The sequence below is a fragment of the Roseobacter sp. HKCCD5988 genome (assembly GCF_037830355.1).
GTDB lineage: Bacteria > Pseudomonadota > Alphaproteobacteria > Rhodobacterales > Rhodobacteraceae > M30B80.
This window is the reverse complement of the sequence record NZ_JBBLYJ010000001.1, coordinates 995,793-1,015,999: the sequence shown is the minus strand read 5'-3', so window position 1 is coordinate 1,015,999 and position 20,207 is coordinate 995,793. Positions and strand designations below refer to the sequence as shown.

At 57.5% G+C, this 20,207-nt stretch carries 15 protein-coding genes; 5 read left to right on the top strand and 10 right to left on the bottom strand.

All coding sequences use genetic code 11. The annotated features are described in order from the left end of the window. Nucleotides 1-28: 28 nt before the first annotated feature. The 9 genes from glmM to AAC636_RS05025 all read right to left on the bottom strand — a co-directional run bounded on the left by glmM (nt 29) and on the right by AAC636_RS05025 (nt 11,254). Complete coding sequence (glmM, locus tag AAC636_RS05065) at nt 29-1,372, bottom strand: phosphoglucosamine mutase (protein WP_340300611.1); 1,344 nt, start codon at nt 1,370-1,372, stop codon at nt 29-31. Nucleotides 1,373-1,376: 4 nt separating this feature from the next. Further along, nucleotides 1,377-2,396, bottom strand: coding sequence for a dihydropteroate synthase (folP, locus tag AAC636_RS05060; protein ID WP_340300610.1), 1,020 nt, complete (start codon nt 2,394-2,396; stop codon nt 1,377-1,379). 50 nt (nt 2,397-2,446) lie between these two features. Further along, the gene (locus AAC636_RS05055) at nt 2,447-3,373 is read right to left on the bottom strand and encodes a dihydroneopterin aldolase (protein ID WP_340300609.1); all 927 of its coding nucleotides are present in this window, start codon (nt 3,371-3,373) and stop codon (nt 2,447-2,449) included. A gap of 115 nt (nt 3,374-3,488) precedes the next feature. Next, nucleotides 3,489-4,193: a cell wall hydrolase gene (locus tag AAC636_RS05050; RefSeq protein WP_340300608.1), complete on the bottom strand. Its 705-nt coding sequence runs from the start codon at nt 4,191-4,193 to the stop codon at nt 3,489-3,491. A 179-nt stretch (nt 4,194-4,372) separates the two neighbouring features. Continuing rightward, a complete protein-coding gene (locus AAC636_RS05045) occupies nt 4,373-6,904 on the bottom strand; it encodes a putative PEP-binding protein (protein ID WP_340300607.1) in 2,532 nt (843 codons plus the stop codon). 83 nt (nt 6,905-6,987) lie between these two features. Next, nucleotides 6,988-9,066, bottom strand: a complete 2,079-nt coding sequence (gene glyS, locus AAC636_RS05040; RefSeq protein ID WP_340300606.1) for a glycine--tRNA ligase subunit beta — start codon at nt 9,064-9,066, stop codon at nt 6,988-6,990. 24 nt (nt 9,067-9,090) lie between these two features. Then, on the bottom strand, nt 9,091-9,783 hold the full coding sequence (locus AAC636_RS05035; protein WP_340300605.1) for an FkbM family methyltransferase: 693 nt from the start codon (nt 9,781-9,783) through the stop codon (nt 9,091-9,093). After that, nucleotides 9,780-10,319, bottom strand: a complete 540-nt coding sequence (locus tag AAC636_RS05030) for a DUF6446 family protein (protein WP_340261148.1) — start codon at nt 10,317-10,319, stop codon at nt 9,780-9,782. The genes AAC636_RS05035 and AAC636_RS05030 overlap by 4 nt, the downstream gene beginning before the upstream one ends. Then, entirely contained in the window at nt 10,316-11,254 is a 939-nt protein-coding gene (locus AAC636_RS05025; protein ID WP_340261149.1) for a glycine--tRNA ligase subunit alpha, read from the bottom strand. The genes AAC636_RS05030 and AAC636_RS05025 overlap by 4 nt, the downstream gene beginning before the upstream one ends. A gap of 184 nt (nt 11,255-11,438) precedes the next feature. Here AAC636_RS05025 and AAC636_RS05020 point away from each other — a divergent pair, with 184 nt between their 5' ends. From AAC636_RS05020 to AAC636_RS05000, 5 genes are all read left to right on the top strand, one after another. Then, a complete protein-coding gene (locus tag AAC636_RS05020) occupies nt 11,439-13,217 on the top strand; it encodes a peptidoglycan-binding protein (protein ID WP_340300604.1) in 1,779 nt (592 codons plus the stop codon). Between the two features lie 127 nt (nt 13,218-13,344). Beyond that, nucleotides 13,345-14,331 carry a cobaltochelatase subunit CobS gene (gene cobS, locus AAC636_RS05015; RefSeq protein WP_340300603.1) on the top strand — a complete coding sequence of 329 codons (987 nt, stop codon included), beginning with the start codon at nt 13,345-13,347 and terminating at the stop codon, nt 14,329-14,331. A gap of 17 nt (nt 14,332-14,348) precedes the next feature. After that, nucleotides 14,349-16,259 (top strand): cobaltochelatase subunit CobT, encoded by a 1,911-nt coding sequence (cobT, locus tag AAC636_RS05010; protein WP_340300602.1) that lies wholly within the window; start codon nt 14,349-14,351, stop codon nt 16,257-16,259. Further along, nucleotides 16,252-18,075 carry an aminopeptidase P family protein gene (locus AAC636_RS05005; protein WP_340300601.1) on the top strand — a complete coding sequence of 608 codons (1,824 nt, stop codon included), beginning with the start codon at nt 16,252-16,254 and terminating at the stop codon, nt 18,073-18,075. Before cobT ends, AAC636_RS05005 begins: the two co-directional genes overlap by 8 nt. A 70-nt stretch (nt 18,076-18,145) precedes the next feature. Beyond that, complete coding sequence (locus AAC636_RS05000) at nt 18,146-18,490, top strand: DUF427 domain-containing protein (protein ID WP_340261153.1); 345 nt, start codon at nt 18,146-18,148, stop codon at nt 18,488-18,490. An 11-nt stretch (nt 18,491-18,501) separates the two neighbouring features. On the opposite strand, the gene AAC636_RS04995 is transcribed toward AAC636_RS05000, so the two are convergent. Next, a complete protein-coding gene (locus AAC636_RS04995) occupies nt 18,502-20,169 on the bottom strand; it encodes a chloride channel protein (RefSeq protein ID WP_340301090.1) in 1,668 nt (555 codons plus the stop codon). Nucleotides 20,170-20,207: the final 38 nt, after the last annotated feature.

The window sequence follows — 20,207 nt, the reverse complement described above, 5'->3', positions numbered from 1 at the left end:
AATCCCAAAAGGGACAGTCAGCGCGGAGTTACAGCTCGGCGCGAATGGCCGCTGCAATATCCCCAACCACAGCCGCCATTAGTCCCTCATCCTCGGCTTCGGCCATAACGCGAATAAGGGGTTCTGTGCCTGATTTACGGATCAAAATACGCCCCGCCTGCCCCAATCGGGCCTCTGCCTCGGCGATGGCGGCCTTGACTGATGCTGCCTCTAACGGGGCTTTATCAGGTGAAAAGCGCAGATTCTCTAACATCTGCGGAACGGGATCAAAGCTGCGGGCAAGCGCGCTTGCAGGCTTGTTCTGGCGCACCATTTCAGCCAAGAATTGCAAACCTGCCATCAACCCATCACCCGTGGTGGCATGGTCGCTCATGACGATATGGCCCGATTGCTCACCGCCCAGATTATAGCCACCTGTGCGCATCGCCTCGACAACATAGCGATCCCCAACGGCCGTGCGGTGTAGGCCAATCCCGCGCCCGCCCAAAAACCGTTCCAATCCCAAATTTGACATCACAGTGCTCACCAATGCACCACCTTTGAGACGGTTCTCATCCGCCCATCGCGCCGCCAACAGCGCCATGATCTGATCCCCATCCGCGACTTGGCCAGCCTCATCAATGATCACAATGCGATCAGCATCGCCATCAAGGCACAAGGCCACATCGGCCCCTGTTTCCTTGATCTTGGCAATCGCGGCTTGCGGCTTTGTTGACCCGACATTTTCGTTGATATTGAACCCATCAGGGCTCACGCCAATCGCCACGACTTCGGCGCCCAATTCCCAAAGCACTTCGGGGGCGGCGCGATATGCGGCACCATTGGCGCAGTCGATGACAACCTTCAAACCTTCAAGGCTCATACCTTGGGGGAATGTGCCTTTGACGCGTTCGACATAGCGGAAACGACCATCATCAATGCGCCGCGCGCGCCCGATATTGCCCGCTTGTGCAGGTTGAACATCCCCAAAGACAAGGGCTTCGATCTCGGCCTCTGCCTCGTCTGACAGTTTGAATCCATCAGGGCCAAAAAACTTAATCCCATTATCTGAGGCGGGGTTGTGGCTTGCGGATATCATCACACCAACATCTGCCCGCATGGAGGGGGTCAAAAGGCCCACAGCAGGGGTTGGCACAGGCCCCAGCAACAGAACATCCATGCCCGTGGAGGTGAAGCCCGCCGTCAGCGCATTTTCCAACATATAGCCCGACAGGCGAGTGTCTTTCCCGATCACAACACGATGGCCGCGCTCCATATCACGGCGGAAATAGCGCCCTGCCGCCGCACCCAATTTCAGCGCCATATCGGCGTTCATGGGATAGCTGTTTGCCTGACCCCGCACCCCATCTGTGCCAAATAATTTTCGTGCCATTTTATTACCCCTCCCCAAGGGTCAAACCGCTTGCTGCCATATAGGCAGAAATCATCGCTTGATGCACGGCTATATCATGGACACGCAGCATCTGAACCCCCTGCGATATGGCCCATAGGCCGATTGCCGCCGATGCGGCATCACGCTGATCTGCATGTTTGATCCCCGTCACATGGCCCACAAACCCTTTGCGCGATACGCCCAAAAGCAACCCACAGCCAAGCCCGTGGAACAGGCTGATGTCACGCAACAACGCGCGGGTTTGCGCAAAGGTCTTGCCAAAGCCCGCCCCAATATCAAGCAGGATTTGGTCATGCGTCAGCCCTACAGAAAGCGCCTGATCGCGCATCGCAGCAAGCCCATCGTAGATATCGAGAACGACATCTTGATAGGCATCGGGGGCCAAATCTTGCATGGTTTCAGGCGTGCCAAGCGAATGCATCAGGATCACGGGCGCGCGGCTCTCGCGCAGAACCTCAATCATATTTGCATCAAAGCGCAGCCCTGAAACATCGTTGATCACCTGCGCGCCAGCAGCAAGGCCCGCACGCGCCACATCGGCCTTGCGCGTGTCAAGCGAGATCACGCCAGAGCCGCGCAACGCCTCTAGCGCAGGCATCAGGCGCGCGATTTCTTGTTGCTGCGGCACTTCTTTGGCGCCTGGCCTAGTGCTTTCTGCGCCCAAATCCAAAATATCTGCGCCTTCCGCCACAAGACGATGGGCTTGCTCCAGCGCGGCTTGGATGTCCTCATGCCGCCCACCATCGGAAAAGCTGTCTGGGGTGAGGTTCAAAATCCCCATAAGGCTTGGGTGCCGCATAGGCACAGTCGCAAAATCACCACGCGCTGCCGTCAAAGGCGCGCGCCACGCCGCGGGCAAGTCTGCGGCGGGCAAAATCTCGCGCGCGCCCGTGCGGCTTAACCGCTCAACATGCGTGAAATGGCACCAGCCCCCTGCAAGGGGCACGGCCGCAGGCCCAATCGCGGGGCCCGTAACAGGTATGGGGCGATAATAATCAGTCATAGGATTAGCCCTACCCTGTGGCTCAGCGTCCATCAAGTTTACTGCCCAGATTAAAGATCAGGCATCACGTCAAACGGCCATGCCTGCACAGGGATAGACGATTTCAACGGCGGGTGGCCGCCCAAATAAACAATACGCTGCGCCTCAAATTGCTCGGCCAACCACAGCGCCAATTGCTCCCCCGTCACTTTAGCCCCTTTGGGTGGTTCGGCACTGTCCAAAACCAGTTTTGAAGGGGCCCAAACCGAAATTTGCCCCTGCCGCATGGCCCAGTCCAATTCTGTGCGACTGTCCACCACCACACAGCGATCATCGCAAGAGGCCAAGACCCAAGCGTTCTTTTCCATATCCAACAGATCAATCCGCCGCTGCGGCAGGCCGTGGCGGGCTTGGGGCTGCGCCAAGCCCGTGCTGCCCACGCATAGAATGACAGGGGCACCTGCCTGCTCAAGGTGATCCAGAAGCTGCGCCAAATCAGGGCGTGCAATTGCATCATTGGCCAAATACACGATCAAAGGATGCGGGCCATCATCCGCAAGAAGACTAAGGCGCTGATTGGTCTCTGCTTCGCGCATAATCTCGACCCCCAAAACATAGGGCCCGCGGTCCAATTTCTCAATTCGCACGAAACAGCGCGCAGCCAATGGGTGGCTCAAGACCCGCTCTGCAATTCGCACCGAGAGCGTTTCCAGCAAATTGACACGACCCTGCGCAAGTTCGGCATCAATCGCCTCGACAATGCGGTCATAGGACAAAATGCGATCCACATCATCCTCGGCGCTTTCCGCCTGAGAGCGCACCTCTACGACCACATTAAAACGGATACGCTGCAAAATCCCGCGCTCGGCTTGAAAGGCGCCGATTTCAACATCCCGCTCATGATTAGACATCGAAATACGATCAAGGGGGGCATCTGTGGCAGTCGCCTTGGCCCGCTCGGACGGGTGGGCAAAAGCAAGTCGAATATCATCCATCATAGGCGTAGGCTTTCGTGATCGTCTTTTTGCAGGTTGCATAGCCCAAAACAAAGCAAAAGACAGGCGTCAAAACCGCCGCAACCCGCGCTATCAGCGACCCACTCTTGCGCTGCGCTTAATATTGCTGACGATAGAACAGATGCTGCCCAATCGTGGCAGTGCGGGGATAAACCCGTGCCCAGTCAGGATGGACATAATCCGCATGATAATGCGTAGCCCCTGAGGTGAGGGTGCGCGGCGCGCCATCCATCATCAAACGGGCGATGCGCGTCAGGCGGTCCCATGTGGCACGATCCGTCACATTTTCAGGGATGCCATCACAGGCATAGGTGAATTGGCAGGCCAAGTGTCGATGCGCGTTTTGGTAGACGACATCGCAAATGTTATCTGGATAATTGTCGTTATCCACGCGGTTCAAAATCACTTCGGCCACGGCATATTGACCGCGGATCGGTTCACCACGCGCCTCGAAATAAAGCGCCTCGGTGAGGCATCGATGCTGCGCGTTACTGCGTGGACGGGGCAAAGACATCAATTGGGCTTCATTATAAATCTGACGCAGCGGCCCATTTCGACCAAAGGGGGAGCGCACAGCCGCACCCAAACGGGCAACTTGTGAGGGGCTGATGCCGCGCAACGCAGCGCGCTCATCAAACATCAAAGACGATAGGCGCAACTCCATCGAACCGGCTTGCGGCTGCGAAGATGACATAACAACGGGATAATCCCCATCATAGATTGAGGACGTTTCCGCCAAGGCGGCATGTGACATAAATAACAAGGAGGCCGCAATCGCAGCGCATGCCTGTTTGAAACCCATTACCTCTGCTCCTTGGGGTTGATCCCCAATGTCGCAATCCGTTGATCAGAATGCGACAGAGCCATTAGCACGGTTTTCTAAAACCGACAACTTGACCCACGTTTTTGCGTTTGACGCGCAGCACACCGCATCATTTAGACGTAGGCCTTGGCAATTCAGATGGCAGACTCAGCGCAATATCAACGCTTTGTGGGGAGAGTCTCATCCTCCAACACCCATTGTGCCGCCGACAGCTTGGCCAAGGGAACACGGAAAGGTGAACAAGACACATAGTCAAAACCAGCGATCCGCGAAAAGCGGATCGAATCTGGATCACCGCCATGCTCCCCACAGATGGAGAGGGTCACTTCGGGGCGGACAGCGCGCCCACGTTCTGCGCCGATGAGCAGCAATTCACCCACCCCTTCCGCGTCCAAGCGAGTAAACGGGTCTTCCACAAACACACCTTGCTGAACATAGGCCGACATAAAGCGCCCCGCATCATCGCGCGACAAACCATAGGTCATTTGGGTTAAGTCATTGGTTCCAAATGACAAAAAGGACGAAGATTCCGCGATCTCACCTGCCCGCAACGCTGCGCGCGGCGTCTCAACCATTACCCCAAGGCGATAGGTGAAACTTTTGCCGTTTTGGGCGGCAACGGCGGCGGCGACCACATCCACCCGTGATTTTACCAACTCAACCTCGCGCTTGGCCGAAACAAGCGGGATCATGATTTCGGGAACAACGGGATTTTTCCCCTCGCTTGCGGCAATGGTTGCCTCAAAAATCGCACGGGCCTGCATGTCATAAATCTCAGGCACGGTGATCCCAAGACGCACGCCGCGCATCCCCAGCATTGGGTTATATTCTTGCAACGATTCAATGCGCGCGGCCACGCGGCTTACGGGCAAATCCAACGCTTCGGCCAAGGCGCGAATGCCATCGCGATCTGAGGGCAAGAATTCGTGCAAAGGCGGGTCAAACAGTCGGATACACACGGGCTTGCCCTGCATCCGTTTAAACAGCTCGGTGAAATCCCCCCGTTGCATCGGCAATAATCGGTCCAAGGCTGCCGCGCGGTCACTTTCGGTTTCGGCAAAAATCATTTCGCGCATCAAAGTCAGGCGATTTGGATCAAAGAACATATGCTCTGTGCGGCACAATCCGATCCCGTCAACACCGAATTGCTGCGCGGTTTCCACATCCTCAACTGTGTCCGCATTGACGCGAATGCCGATGTCGCGAATTTCATCGGCCCAGTGGATCAGCGTGGCAAAGGCCCCGCCGACAGCAGGCTCGATCATCTTGGCCGCCCCCACCAAAATATCACCAGAGGAGCCATCAACAGTAATCACATCCCCCTCATGGAACACGCGCCGCCCTGCGGTGGTGAGCGTTTTCTTACGCATATCCAGTTGCAGGCTGCTTGCGCCTGTCACACAGGGCAAACCAAGCCCGCGTGCAATCACGGCGGCATGGCTGGTCATACCACCCCGCTCGGTCAAAACGGCCTGCGCAGCGTGCATCCCACGCACATCTTCAGAACTGGTTTCGCGTTTGACCAAAATTGTGGCTTCGCCTTGCGCAGCCAAGGCCTGGGCCGCGGTAGACGAAAAGACAATCTTGCCGGTCGCAGCCCCAGGTGCGGCGGCAATACCACGCCCCAAAACATCACGCGGGGCCTCGGCATCCACCTGACGGTGCAACAATTGCCCCAAGGAAAAGGGCGGTATCCGCGACAAAGCCTCGCCGCGCGAAATAACGCCATCATTGGCCAAATTGACCACCGTTGCGACTGCCGCGCGTGCAGACCGGGGCGCGCGCACCGCGTCAAGAATGTTCAGCTGACCATTCATCAAGGTGAATTCAATCTGCATTTCTTCGCGCAATTTCTCACGCATCAAAGCGCCCGCAGCGATCAAGTCATGATAGGCCTCTGGCGCCGCATCTTGAAGGGAATGGCCACGCGCATCACTGCGGACGTAGAGCGCATCATCATCACGCAATGCCACCCGGCCCTGCGCCTGCGACACGAAACGACCGATCACATCGGCGTCTCCCGTGTCGGGGTCAATCATTTGAACGATACCAGAGCCCGAAACGCCCTCACCGACACCCAGTGCCATGCGCTGCACCACAAGACCAAGCCCCGCATCAGCAGGTGCGCCTTGCGCCTGCCGCAACAGCCGCGCGGTTGTCCCCTCCCACGCCCGCGCCATAGAGCGCAGAACCTCGCGCAACTGCACGGCGGGGTCTTGGGGAAAGGCCTCCTCCGCTTCATCCTCGAAATAGTCTTTGGCAATCCGTGGGGTCAGTGGCCCCTCAAATTCATCGGCATCCAGACGCAAGACATCCACCGCATAGGCGCGGATGAAATTGACATAAAGCTGATCTGCCGCGCTGCGCCCATGAACCTTGGCCAAATGCTCAGCCAATTCGTCATTCATCCCGATATTTAGCACCGTGCCGGGCCCGCCCCAATCCGCAGCTTGGCTGCTGGAGCGCACAGAAACCAAGGCATGAGGGCCAAACTCAGCCCAAAGCGGGGCCAGATCAGGAACCACCCCTTGCGCGATTTGGCGCACAGCGTCAAAGGACAAAGCCGCTGTCAAAGGCACGGGCAAAGCCAAGCGCACCAAACGCTGCAAGCATTTGGCGCGATTGCCATGAGTGGCTGTGTGCATATCCGCCGTGGCGGTGATCAGCGTATAGTCGGGGCGATTTTTCATTTGCAATTCTTACTCTTAGCCGAAACTGGCCAAGACACTAAGATATAATCATAACGCGATCTGTAAAGCGCCGCGATGCAGCATTACCCCTCTATGCGCGACAAATCGGCGACCTTGCCACAAGTTTCCACGATTTCATGCAGCAAGTTCAGACGATTGCGCCGCACTATTTCACTATCCGCATTGACCTGCACCTTTTCGAAAAAGGCATCAATCGGCCCGCGCAGCGCGGCCAAAGCGGCCATGGCGGTCGCAAAATCCTCAGACGCTAGGGCGGGGTTGGCCGCGTCCCGCGCCGCGGCAAGGGCCGCGAAAAGCGCGCGTTCTTCATCGGTTTCTGCAAATTTCATATCTGCACCAAACCGATATTCCACCCCATCCTTAGCCTCTGCTTGCGTCAGGATGTTGTTGGCACGGCGATAGCCTTGGATCAGATTTTCACCATCATCGGTCGACAGCACCGCCTGCACGGCGCGCGCCCGCGCCACGACCAAGGCCAAATCATCATTGCCCGCCATCGACAGGCAGGCATCAATCACATCATGGCGAATGCCCTCATCGCGCAAATGCACCTTGAGGCGGTCGTGGAAGAACGAAAGGAGGTCTGTGGCTGCAGCCTCAGGTGCATCAGACCCAAAACCCGCACCACGCGAAACGAAGGGGACGGATAGGTTCAAGCGCACCCCATTGTCCAAAATCAATCTGATCACCCCCAAGGCCGCACGGCGCAGCGCGTAGGGGTCTTTGCTGCCTGTTGGTTTCTCATCAATCGCCCAGAAGCCCGTCAGCGTGTCGATCTTATCGGCCAAGGCCACGGCAACGGACAAAGGCGCGTTTGGCACATCATCTGACGGGCCAAGGGGTTGGTAATGTTCCTGCGCAACCGCTGCAATTTCAGGCGCATAGCCTGCCTCAGCGGCGTAATAGCGCCCCATCAGACCTTGCAATTCAGGGAATTCATAGACCATCTCAGAGGACAAATCCGCTTTGGCGATTTTGGCCGCTTGGCGCGCCTGATCTGCGTCCGCCCCCACAATGGGGGCCAGTTCCGCCGCCAACTCCGCAATCCGTTTGATCCGCGCGGCCTGCGAGCCAAGTTTCGCCTGAAAGGTCACATTCTCAAGGCTTTGCGTCCATTGGGTGATATCCGATTTGGCAACGCGCAAATCATTTTCCCAAAAGAATTTCGCATCTGACAGACGCGCAGAAAGCACCTTTTGATTGCCCGCCAAAATGGTCGCACCCTCATCTGCGGTGATGCGGTTGGCGACGGTCACAAAGCGCTCAATCCGCCCTGTCTTGGGGTTCTTCACAGAAAAGAATTTCTGATGCTCTTTCATCGAGGTCTGCAAAACCTCTGGTGGCAGGTTCAAGAAATCCGCGCCAATCTCGCCCATCAAAACAACGGGCCATTCCACAAGGCCCGCCACCTCGGCCAAAAGGCCGCGATCTTCGACCAATTCCATCCCCGCGGCGAAGGCCATTTGACTGGCCTCGTGCCAAATGGCATCTGCGCGTTCATCTGCGCGCAAGATCACATGGGCACGTTTCAGCTTGGCTTCATAATCCTCAAAACTGCTGACAGCAAAGGCATCAGGAGCCATGAAGCGATGGCCGCGCGTTTTGTCACCCGCCACAATATCATCAACCTCGAAGGGCACAACGCGTGCGCCCGCCTCATCGGTCAAGAGGCATAGGATGGAATGCAAAGGCCGCACCCAACGCAAAGACCCTGCCCCCCAGCGCATGGATTTCGGCCATGGGAAATTGCGAATGACCGATGGCACCAATTCTGCAATAATATCCGCAGCATCACGCCCCTTATGGGTGATACGGGCGACATAAATCTCGCCCTTTTTATCTTCGCGTGTCTCAAGCGCATCGCGTGACACGCCTGCGCCGCGCAAGAACCCTTCGATCGCCGCCTCTGGTGCATCCACGCGCGGGCCTTTGCGTTCTTCTGTTGTAGTTGGGGAATTGGCGCTCAGCCCGTCCACCACCAAACACAGGCGGCGGGGGGTCGCAAAACTTGCCGCAGATGCATAGCTCAGCCCCGCATCAACCAGACCATTGGTGACAAGCGATTTCAAATCCTCGGCCGCTTTGGCTTGCATGCGGGCAGGGATTTCTTCGGAAAACAGTTCCAGCAGAAGATCGGGCATAGATTTCGTCCTATTGCGGTCGCGTTAGATCCAATCAAGATTGACGCGGGTGATCGGATAGGCCTCGCTCAGGCGTTCGCGCAAAGCGCGGAAACGGGGGCGGAGCTCTTTGAATTTATTTTCATGGGTTTCAGCCACAGTCAGGCGGATTTTGTCAAACAGGCCCGCCGCCTCCATCGCTTCGAGAAGGTCAAGCTCAGCGCCCTCGACATCCATTTTGACAAAGGCGATTTCGCCATGCTCTGCGATGAGATCACGCAAAAAGGCCGGGAAATCCAACAGGCGCACATCTATCGCGTGCCCCAGATCCTGATCAATCATCCGCCCGCCCTCCAAGACAGTGGATTTGACGGATGCACCTTTCGGGTTTTCGTCAAAATTGACAGCCCGCATCAATTGGATCGTGCCTTCGCGCGTGCCAAGTGCCGCTTCGTGAATGGTTACGTTTGGCGCATCGGCAAAGCGTTTCTTCAACGTATCAGTACAATAGGGATCAGGATCAAATGCGTGAACATGGGCGCCTGACGCGGCAAGCTGTGCGGTCACATCCCCAACATTCGTCCCACAATCGCAAAACACATCACGCGGGGTCAGCATCGACACAACCCCCATCAACAGCCCATCCGCCTGCGCCTTGCGCGCACTACGGCGCGCGCGGCGGCGGAACCGATCAAACTCCGCTTGCAGCTGTTCAAGTTCGGTGAGGGTTTCGGTCATTGCATACCCTCAGGGACAGGCGGGCACCCTTCTGGCACAGGATCCTCATTAAAGGCCGCTTCGCCGCACGGGTTGATCTGCCGCCAAGCATGGCCCTGCCCTACGTCATCCAAGGCAACCACGATATCGACCCCATAGACAAAATCGCGCGCACCCAAATAGGCGGTTGCGCGCCCCGCCTCTAGGGCGGCACCAATCGCCTCGGCGTCAAAACATTGGAACCAAGATGGCGCGATCAAGGGCGTTGCACCCTCATAGAGTTCTGCTGCTGAAATCAGCACCTCTTGGCCTGCCTCAAGATCAAAACAGGCGCGGAACCGAATGGGCGAGCTGTTGCTGTCAATGCCATCGAAGTTGGAAATGGCCAAAGGCATGGGCGCGCCATCAACGCTGAGCGTGATCTGCCCGCGCGGATCATCGGGCATCACAGGGGCGTAATAGGCGCGGGTCTGCGCATACCACATTCCCGCCCCTGCCGCCAAAGCCGACAGGGCAATCGCCGCCACCACAAAACGACCCAAGCGTTTACTGCTCATGCGTGCTGCCCCTCATCAAATCCGCCCGCCTCAGTTTGTACGAAAGCGTCAGCGCAAAGTTTCGCCAATGCGCGCACGCGACCAATGTAACCTTGCCGCTCCGTCACCGAAATGACCCCACGGGCATCCAACAAGTTGAACATGTGGCTTGCCTTGATGCATTGATCATAGGCGGGATGCGCCATGATGATCCGCTTGCCTGTTTTGGGATCAATATTTTCTGCGGCAAGGATGCGCTGACATTCCGCTTCGGCCTCTTCGAACTGACGCAAAAGAATATCTGTATTGGCCGTGTCAAAGTTAAAACGGGAATATTCTTCCTCGGTCTGACGGAAAACATCCCCATATTTCAACGCAATCGGTGCATCTGGATCATTAAACGGCATCTCCATCACATGATCCACGCCCAGAACATACATCGCCAGACGCTCAAGACCATAGGTCAACTCGCCCGACACAGGGTGGCAATCATGCCCGCCCACCTGTTGGAAATAGGTGAATTGGCTGACCTCCATGCCATCACACCAAACTTCCCAACCAAGGCCCCAAGCGCCCAAAGTCGGACTTTCCCAGTCGTCCTCCACAAAGCGAATGTCATGCATCGCCATATCAATCCCAATGGCCTCAAGGCTACCAAGATAGAGATCTTGCAAATTGGGCGGGCTTGGTTTCATCAGCACCTGATACTGGTAATAATGCTGCAAGCGGTTAGGGTTCTCCCCATACCGGCCATCGGTGGGGCGGCGCGAGGGCTGCACATAAGCTGCTGCCCAAGGCCGCGAGCCTAAGCTGCGCAAGGTTGTGGCAGGGTGAAAGGTTCCCGCCCCGACCTCCATGTCATAGGGCTGCATCACGGCACAGCCTTTCTGCGCCCAGTAGGTTTGAAGACGCAGGATGATCTCTTGGAAACTGCGGGGCTTTTCCATGCGCGACATTGATCGTTCCTTGGGCTTAACGAAAGTTGTCGACCACATAGGACGCAGGATGCCGAGGGTCAATCACAGCTTATGAGCTGCGCGATGGGAAATTTAGGAAATTATTGGTGAAAACGGGGTGCATCCCGTCCGTTTCGCGGATAACCTGAACAAAATCATCCTTAAGGTTACGGATTAGGGCAGTATGCAAAATCACGGGGTTCGGGCAGGTCAGACTGCGCGGTTGCGGGCGGCAATTGTGATCTCTTTGGCCGTTCTATGCGCCAGTCTGATTGGCCACGCGCCACAGGCCCAAGCGCAGGCCCAAACAGATTTGGTTTGGGTGCAAATCGAAGCGCATCCTGATCTGGTTACAGCGCAATCGCGTCTGCGCGTCTGTGAGAGTCGCAGCGCCACCATGGGGGTAGCAGGGTTCATGATGCGCACGGGCCTATATGCACTGGCCCTCGGCCCCTATCCGCGCGAGGTCGCACAGGAACGCCTGCGCGATCTAAGGGCCTCGGGTCAAATCCATAGCGACAGCTATATGCAAACGCCGAAAAATTATACGCGCCAATTCTGGCCTATTGCGGCCCAAGCGACAGCACCGCAGGTGATCGCAATTGAACCTTTGCCCGAGATCGCGCCACAAGACGCGCCTGAAAAACCATCACAAACACCCGTGGAACCAAAAGCCGCCCCCGTAACCACGCCCCAACCAGATGCGCTACCGCAACAAACCCTTGCCCTAGCGCGCGCAGGCGAAGCAGATCTTGATCCCGCCGCGCGCGATGATCTACAGCGCGGGCTGCTATGGTTCGGGCTTTATGATGGGGCGATTGATGGGGTATTTGGCGCGGGCACGCGGGCGGCCATGGCGGCATGGCAGCGCAGGAATGACTGGCCCACAACGGGGGTATTAACCGCCGCCGAACGGTCAGATTTGATCGCGCAATGGCAAGCAGATTTGGGGGAACTTGGGCTAGAGCGGATCACGGACACCCGCGCGGGCATCGCAGCACTCTTGCCCATGGGATATGTGGAATTCGCGGCCTATGCCTCCCCTTTCGCGGTCTTTGCACCGACAGATGCTCGCGGGGTCGAGGTCGTGCTGATCTCCGCCGAGGGGGATCAGGCGCGGCTGCAGTCTTTGTTCGAGATCGTAACGAATGCCGACATCATGCCCGAAGGGGGCTTGCGCGATATGCTGCGGGGCCGTTTTGATATTGCCGCCAGTGATGCGGCACGCTTTACCACTGGTTTTGCCCGCTTAGAGGGCGGCGCGATTAAGGGTCTGATCATCCGCGGCCCCGCTGCTGAATATACCCCCATCGCACGGCTGATGCCGCAGATTGAGGAAAATTTCTTGGCATTAGAGGGCGTGTTAGAGCGTGACACCGCACAAAGCGGCACATCACCCGCGCTGAATGCATCGGAAACAGAGCCAAGCCCCCTTGCGCAACGCTCAGGCGTTTTTGTGACGGACACTGGCCATGTCCTAACCCATGCAAGCCTGCCGCAAACCTGCCCTACCCTGCGCCTCAATGATGCGATTGCCGCGCGGGAGATTTACCGCGACAGCGCCCTTGGGATTGTGGTGATTGCGCCAGACACCCCGCTGACCCCACCAGATTTGGCTGAATTTACCGCAGCCTCGCGGATGGGATCGGCGCAGTATATCGCTGGATTTGCCTATGAGGGCAGGGTTTCAGCCGCAACCTTGCGACCCTTGGAGGACGCAGGCCCCGCCTATCCAACCCCCTCGCAAACCGAGTTGGGCGGGCCCGTTCTTGATGCCACAGGCGGGCTTTTGGGGCTTTATCGCGGGGGGGCTGTCACGCCTGCTGCCGATATCACCACAACGCTTGCGGCGGCAGGGCTGCCTGCCCTGCCCCGTGTGATCCGAGAGGAACCGCTGCGCGGCGAGACCTTAGCGCGGCTTGCGCAGGCGATTACGGCAAAGGTGACCTGTCTTTCGCGTTAAGCGTGTATTTTGGCAGAAATAGCCCCAAATCGGAGACAAAATTCCTACGCCCCTTCCCCTTGCGGCGCGGCGCGATATGTTGCACCACCACAGATGACGCATTTTAACTCCCCCGAGGTTTTACGATATGGCAGATGGCAGCTTGGCAATGGATGCAAAACCCACCGAAGAAATTTCGGTGCGGGATGTCTTTGGCATCGACAGTGATATGAAGGTTAAAGGCTTTGCTGACGCGACTGATCGTGTGCCTGAGATCGACTCAACCTATAAATTTGATCGCGACACCACATTAGCGATTTTGGCAGGGTTTTCTCATAATCGCCGAGTGATGATTCAAGGCTATCACGGCACAGGGAAATCGACCCATATCGAACAGGTCGCCGCCCGCCTGAACTGGCCCGCCGTGCGCGTGAACCTCGACAGCCATATCAGCCGTATTGACCTCATCGGCAAAGACGCCATCAAACTACGCGATGGTAAGCAGGTGACCGAATTCCATGAGGGTATCCTTCCTTGGGCTTTGCGCAATCCTGTCGCCATCGTGTTTGACGAATATGATGCGGGCCGCGCTGATGTGATGTTCGTGATCCAGCGCGTGCTCGAGCATGATGGAAAGCTCACCCTGCTTGATCAAAACGAGATCGTTCAGCCGCATAAATATTTCCGTCTTTTCGCAACGGCAAACACTGTCGGTCTGGGCGATACCACAGGTCTTTATCACGGGACGCAGCAGATCAACCAAGCGCAGATGGACCGTTGGAGCCTCGTGGCGACCTTGAACTATCTCAGCCATGATGCCGAAGCCGCAATCGTTCTGTCAAAGGCCCCCCATTACAACACGGCAGAGGGGCGCAAAACGGTCAGCCAGATGGTCACAGTTGCAGATCTCACGCGCACGGCCTTTATGAACGGCGAATTGTCGACTGTGATGAGCCCGCGCACCGTCATCAATTGGGCGCAGAATGCCGAGATTTTCCGCGATACGGGCTATGCGTTCCGTTTGTCCTTCCTCAACAAATGTGACGAGCTCGAGCGCCAGACCGTGGCGGAGTTTTATCAGCGCTGCTTTGATGAAGAATTGCCAGAAAGTGCTGCAAGCGTCAGCCTTGGCTAAGGAAAGACCGACACCCAATGGGCAAGCCCACCGATAATCCAGCCGATCCGTTCAAAAAGGCGCTTGCCGATGCAACACGGGTTTTGGCCAATGACCCCGATCTTGGGGTCAGCTATTCGGTTGACCCGCCCGGTGCAAGCAATGACACGATCCGCCTGCCGCAAATCAGCCGCCGCATGAGCCGTGATGAGGTTCTGCTTGCGCGTGGCACGGCTGATGCGTTTGCACTGCGTCATCGCTTTCACAACCCCCGCATTGCCGCGAAATACGAACCCACGGGGCCTATTGCGCGCGATTTGATGACGGCGATTGAAACCGCACGTTGCGAAGCCATTGGTGCCCGCGTCATGCCTGGCACAGCAGGGAATATTGACGCAAAAATCGGCGCAGAGGCGCGGCGCAAGGCCTATGGTGAAATCACCGAGCGCAGCGATGCGCCGCTGTCGACCGCGGCGGGATATATGCTGCGCCAGATTGCAACAGGCCGCCCGCTGCCCCCTGAGGCGCAAAATATCGTAGAGCTGTGGCGCCCCTTCATTGAAGAACGCTGCGGCGAAAGCCTAGATGCCCTCAAAGGGTCACTGGACGATCAAGCCGCCTTTTCGCGCGTTGCGCGGCAATTCATCTCTGATCTGGGATATGCTGACCAACTGGGCGATGATCCCGACCAATTGGACGACCAAGAGGACGAGGACAGCGCCGATCAAGATCAGGATCAAGAAGAAACACCAGACAGCACAGGCGATAGCGAAAGTCAGGGAGATGACAGCGCCGATGCCGACCCAGAGCGTTCGCAAGAAGAACAGCAGGACGCCTCTCAGGCACAGGTGCAAATGGATGAAAACGGCGATGCCGAGGAGGGCGAGGAACAAGAGCTGCCCGATGGGGACGCGCCCGTTGAACCGCCCCAAGCGCCCCCTCATTCGGATGCTGATCCAGATTACACCGTATTCTCAACCGCCCATGACGAGGAAATCGCCGCCGAAGATTTGGCCGAAGCGCAAGAGCTTGAACGCCTGCGCGCCTATCTTGATCAGCAGTTGGAACCTTTGAAAGGCGCGGTCAGCCGCTTGGCAAATAAACTCCAGCGCCGCCTTCAGGCACAGCAAAACCGCTCGTGGGAGTTTGACCGCGAAGAAGGAATATTGGATGCAGGCCGCCTTGCGCGGGTTGTAGCCAATCCTACAACGCCTTTGTCCTTTAAGGTGGAAAAGGATACCGAATTCCGCGACACGGTGGTGACGCTTCTTTTGGACAATTCAGGCTCGATGCGCGGGCGGCCCATTTCCATCGCGGCAATCTGCGCCGATGTTCTGGCGCGCACGCTAGAGCGCTGCGATGTAAAGGTCGAAATCTTGGGCTTTACCACGCGGGCGTGGAAAGGCGGCCGCGCGCGCGAGGAATGGCTTGCACAAGGCCGCGCGCAGCAACCCGGTCGTCTGAATGATCTGCGCCACATCATCTATAAATCAGCCGATGCCCCATGGCGGCGGGTGCGCGACAATTTGGGCCTGATGATGAAAGAAGGCCTTTTGAAAGAAAACATCGATGGCGAGGCGCTGGAATGGGCGCATAAGCGGATGTTGGCCCGCCCCGAAGCCCGCAAAATTTTGATGGTCATCTCGGATGGCGCGCCTGTCGATGACAGCACCCTATCCGTGAACCCCGCGAATTACCTCGAAAAGCACCTGCGCGATGTGATCAGCATGGTTGAACGCCGCCGTGCCGTTGAATTGCTGGCGATTGGCATTGGTCATGATGTAACCCGCTATTACGAGCGCGCCGTGACGATCACTGATGCCGAACAATTGGCAGGGGCAATCACCGAACAATTGGCGGCCCTCTTTGACAATGACCCACGGGCCCGCGCCCGCGTTATGGGACTGCGCAGCGGGGGCGCAAAATCAGGGTTATATCGGTTTGGATAAGCGGGCAGAGTTTCAAAGTTTTGATACTGCCTCCCGCCCCGACCAAGGCACCCCACGCGTGGCTGCTTTGCGTGATTGTTTCCCAAAACTTGGGGTGGATGGTGTTTTAGTGCCGCGCGCCGATGCCCATCAAGGCGAATATGTTGCGCCTTGTGATGCACGGCTTTTGTGGTTGAGCGGATTTTCAGGCTCGGCTGGGTTCTGTGCCGTTCTCAAAGATCAGGTTGGTATCTTTATTGATGGCCGTTACCGCCTGCAGGTGCGCGATGAGGTCGATTTAGACATCTTCACCCCTGTAGATTGGCCCAAAACCAAACTTGAAACATGGCTGCCCACAGCATTGCCGAAGGGCGGCGTGATCGGGTTTGATCCATGGCTGCACACAACGGCCGAGATTGATCGCTTGGCCGAGGCCGTTGCCGGCCATCAGATCACCTTGCGCCCTCTTGCTGAAAACCCAATTGACGCGCTTTGGTCTGACCGCCCGCCGCCGCCTGATGGGAAGGCGAGCGCCTATCCACTGCGCTATGCGGGCCGCAGCGCCGTTGAAAAATGTAGCGAAGTTGGGCTTGACCTCGCCGCCCAAGGCGTGAGCGCCGCTGTGCTCAGCCTGCCCGACTCCATCTGTTGGCTTTTAAACATTCGCGGCGCCGACCTGCCGCATCTTCCCGTGGTTCAGGCCTTCGCCATTCTCTCAAGCACAGGCAGCATCACCGTATTTGCCGACCCTGCGAAATTCGTGGATGTTGCTCTGCCCGATCAGGTCACGCTTTACCCTCTTGACCGCTTTGAGGAGCGGTTGCGCCAAGAGGCAAACTCTGGCCCCATCCGCCTTGATCCCAAGACCGCCCCACATAAGCTGCGGATGATTTTGGCCGAGGCAGGGGCAGAAATTGACGAAGGCCCCGAGCCTTGCACCCTGCCCAAAGCGCGCAAACATCCCGCCGAGATTGACGCAACCCGTGCTGCACATCTGCGCGATGGGGCCGCCATGGTGCGGTTTTTGCATTGGTTTGATCACCGCGCCCCTCAAGGCGGGTTGACCGAAATTGAGTGCGTCTGTGCGCTTGAACGCTTTCGCCGCGAGACAGGCGCGCTGCAAGATATCAGTTTTGATACAATCGCAGGCGCAGGCGCACATGGCGCGATTGTGCATTATCGCGTGAGCGAGGCCACCAATGCGCCGCTTGCGCCAAACACGCTGTTTTTGATCGATTCAGGCGGGCAATATCTTGATGGCACCACCGACATCACCCGCACCCTGCCCGTGGGGGATGTTGGGCTTGAGGAAAAACAGGCCTTTACCCAAGTTTTGCGTGGCATGATTGCGCTGTCGCGCGCGCGCTTCCCCAAAGGATTGGCAGGGCGGGAATTGGATGCATTGGCCCGCACCCCCCTCTGGGCCGCTGGACGCGATTATGACCACGGAACAGGTCACGGTGTCGGGGTCTATCTCAGCGTGCATGAGGCCCCGCAACGGATCAGTCGCGCCTCGGATGTGCCCCTTGAGGTTGGGATGATTTTATCAAACGAACCAGGCTTCTACAAAGAGGGGGCTTATGGGATCCGCATTGAAAACCTGATTGTCGTCCAAGAAGCCGCCCCAATTGCGGGGGGGGATGCGCGGACGATGTTGGAATTTGAAACTTTGACCCTCGCCCCCATTGATCGGCGGTTGGTGGTCAGCCATGACATGGCGGCGGCGGATATCGCATGGCTGAACGAATATCACGCCCGCGTGGCCAAAGCCCTGATGCCGCTGGTGCCGCCCGAGGCGCAGGCATGGCTGCGACAGGCCACTGCGCCCATCGCGTAGTCTTTCCGTTACCTTCCCTAGCTATTCTCAGACCAAGCCTGTATGAGAGGCCCAAGAAGGAGATCTATTCATGACCAACACAATGTCGATTCGCCCTGCATCGGGGAAATATGTTGTGCGCGCAGGCGGCGCGATCGTGGCGGAATCTGCTGCGGCATTGGAATTGAAGGAGGGCGATTTGCCCGCCGTGATCTACTTTCCGCGCGAAGATATCGCCATGGCGCTTTTGGAAAAGACCCAAAGCACCACCAAATGCCCCAAGAAGGGAATGGCCAGCTACTATGCCATTTCAACGGCATCAGGGCAGATTGACGATGCGGCGTGGTCTTATGAAGACCCAAAAACGGACGAAGCCCAAGCCATTAAGGGTCATATCGCCTTCTTTACCGACCGCGTCACAGTCGAGCGTATCTAACAGCGTGTCCGTCAGCTGTGCTCTTCAGCGGCAGTGTCCGCCATGGCACGGGTATAGGCTTTGAGCGCATCAATATGGAACACCGCCCCCTCTAGGGCGGGCGGCCCATCCTGCGGATTTTCTTTGATCACGGGAATGTAATCCGCTTCGGTTTTCTCAAAAATCGGCATGATGGTTTCAAGCGTATCCTCAAGCGTCACAAACACCCCTTCCGCAACCTGCGCCAAGAGGGCATCAGCGGGCGCGGCACGCGGGTCAGTCATGGGCCGCATGATCCGCCCTGCCCCGACCATGGCCAACAAATAGGCCTGTGGCCCTGCCGCCAAATGGATGTTTCGCCGTTCAAGTTGGGTCAAAAAGAACGAGCGATCTACAAGGCGGCTGGCAAGCGCCGTGGAAAGGGACACAGAAACCATCACCGCAAGGCCCGTTTGCCAGTCGCCTGTCAGTTCAAACACAATCAACGTGGTTGAGATGGGCGCGCCTAAAACAGCGGCGGCAACCGCCCCCATCCCTGCCAAAGCGTAGAGCGTCACCGACCCTGACATCTCGGGCAGGATTGCGGTCGCGATCAAACCAAAGGCAAGGCCCGTCAGCGCGCCAATCATCAATGAGGGGGAAAACACCCCGCCCCCCATGCGCCCCGCAACCGTGATTGCCACGGCAACCGTCTTGAGAACGGCGAAGATAATCGCCTCATGCAGCACCAATTGCCCCGTGAGAGCGGCGCTCGTGGTCTCATAGCCCACGCCAATGATATGGGGGAAGAAAATCGCAAAGCCGCCCAGTAACGCCCCCGCAATCGCAGGGCGCAAGAACCGCGGCAAGCGCAGGAAATTTTGCACCCGAGTGCCTTGGTCATCGGCCCAAAAGGCCGCGCGGATAAACACCACGGCAACAAGCCCACAGATCAATCCCAACATGAGATAGGCGGGCAGTTCCGCGTAAAAGCCCAAGGCGCTTTCACGACCCAATGTGAACTCGGTCACATCGCCCAAGGTGAGGCGACTGATCACTGTGCCTGCCACACTGGCAATTACAATGGGCGCAAATGCATGCACCGCGAAATGGCGCAAGATCACCTCAAGCGCGAAAAGCGCCCCTGCAATTGGTGCATTGAACGAGGCGGAAACAGCCGCGGCCACCGCGCAGCCCAACAAATCCCGCCCCGTGATCCCATCGGCACGAATAAGCGCGGAGATTTTACTAGAGATTACGGCAGCCAAATGCACCACAGGCCCCTCTCGACCCGTAGAGCCGCCTGAGCCAAGCGTGATTAAGGACGCCGCAGCCGAGGCAACGCCCGCGCGTATCTCAACGCGACCTTCATTCAGCGCGGCCCCCTCAATCACATCCGCCACAGAGCGCACCCGCCCATCAGGCGTAAAGCGATGCAGGATCATCCCCACCAAAAGCCCCCCCAAAATGGGGATCAGCAAAATCAGATACCACGGCAAACTTTCGGCGTAGCTGTGCAAATGACGGATATCTTCGGTGCCATAAAGCGTGGCTTGCAAGCGATCTACACCAAGGCGGAACAAAACCGCCGCACTGCCTGCTGCCCCCCCAAGCACAAGCGCGATAAACCAAAACTGAATTTGGCTTGGGCCTTTGCGGCGCAGGATAAACCATGCCTCCGACAACAAGGCGCGCTGCTGGCGCCATGTTGCTGCCAACATCGCCTTAAGGGGGTGTTGCCCAGATCGGGACGGGTCTT

Excerpts from the sequence above, each read along its gene's own strand:
- glmM (WP_340300611.1), bottom strand. The coding sequence starts at position 1,372 with ATGGCACGAAAATTATTTGGCACAGATGGGGTGCGGGGTCAGGCAAAC.
- folP (WP_340300610.1), bottom strand. The coding sequence starts at position 2,396 with ATGACTGATTATTATCGCCCCATACCTGTTACGGGCCCCGCGATTGGG.
- AAC636_RS05055 (WP_340300609.1), bottom strand. The coding sequence starts at position 3,373 with ATGATGGATGATATTCGACTTGCTTTTGCCCACCCGTCCGAGCGGGCC.
- AAC636_RS05050 (WP_340300608.1), bottom strand. The coding sequence starts at position 4,193 with ATGGGTTTCAAACAGGCATGCGCTGCGATTGCGGCCTCCTTGTTATTT.
- AAC636_RS05045 (WP_340300607.1), bottom strand. The coding sequence starts at position 6,904 with ATGAAAAATCGCCCCGACTATACGCTGATCACCGCCACGGCGGATATG.
- glyS (WP_340300606.1), bottom strand. The coding sequence starts at position 9,066 with ATGCCCGATCTTCTGCTGGAACTGTTTTCCGAAGAAATCCCTGCCCGC.
- AAC636_RS05035 (WP_340300605.1), bottom strand. The coding sequence starts at position 9,783 with ATGACCGAAACCCTCACCGAACTTGAACAGCTGCAAGCGGAGTTTGAT.
- AAC636_RS05030 (WP_340261148.1), bottom strand. The coding sequence starts at position 10,319 with ATGAGCAGTAAACGCTTGGGTCGTTTTGTGGTGGCGGCGATTGCCCTG.
- AAC636_RS05025 (WP_340261149.1), bottom strand. The coding sequence starts at position 11,254 with ATGTCGCGCATGGAAAAGCCCCGCAGTTTCCAAGAGATCATCCTGCGT.
- AAC636_RS05020 (WP_340300604.1), top strand. The coding sequence starts at position 11,439 with ATGCAAAATCACGGGGTTCGGGCAGGTCAGACTGCGCGGTTGCGGGCG.
- cobS (WP_340300603.1), top strand. The coding sequence starts at position 13,345 with ATGGCAGATGGCAGCTTGGCAATGGATGCAAAACCCACCGAAGAAATT.
- cobT (WP_340300602.1), top strand. The coding sequence starts at position 14,349 with ATGGGCAAGCCCACCGATAATCCAGCCGATCCGTTCAAAAAGGCGCTT.
- AAC636_RS05000 (WP_340261153.1), top strand. The coding sequence starts at position 18,146 with ATGACCAACACAATGTCGATTCGCCCTGCATCGGGGAAATATGTTGTG.
- AAC636_RS04995 (WP_340301090.1), bottom strand. The coding sequence starts at position 20,169 with ATGTTGGCAGCAACATGGCGCCAGCAGCGCGCCTTGTTGTCGGAGGCA.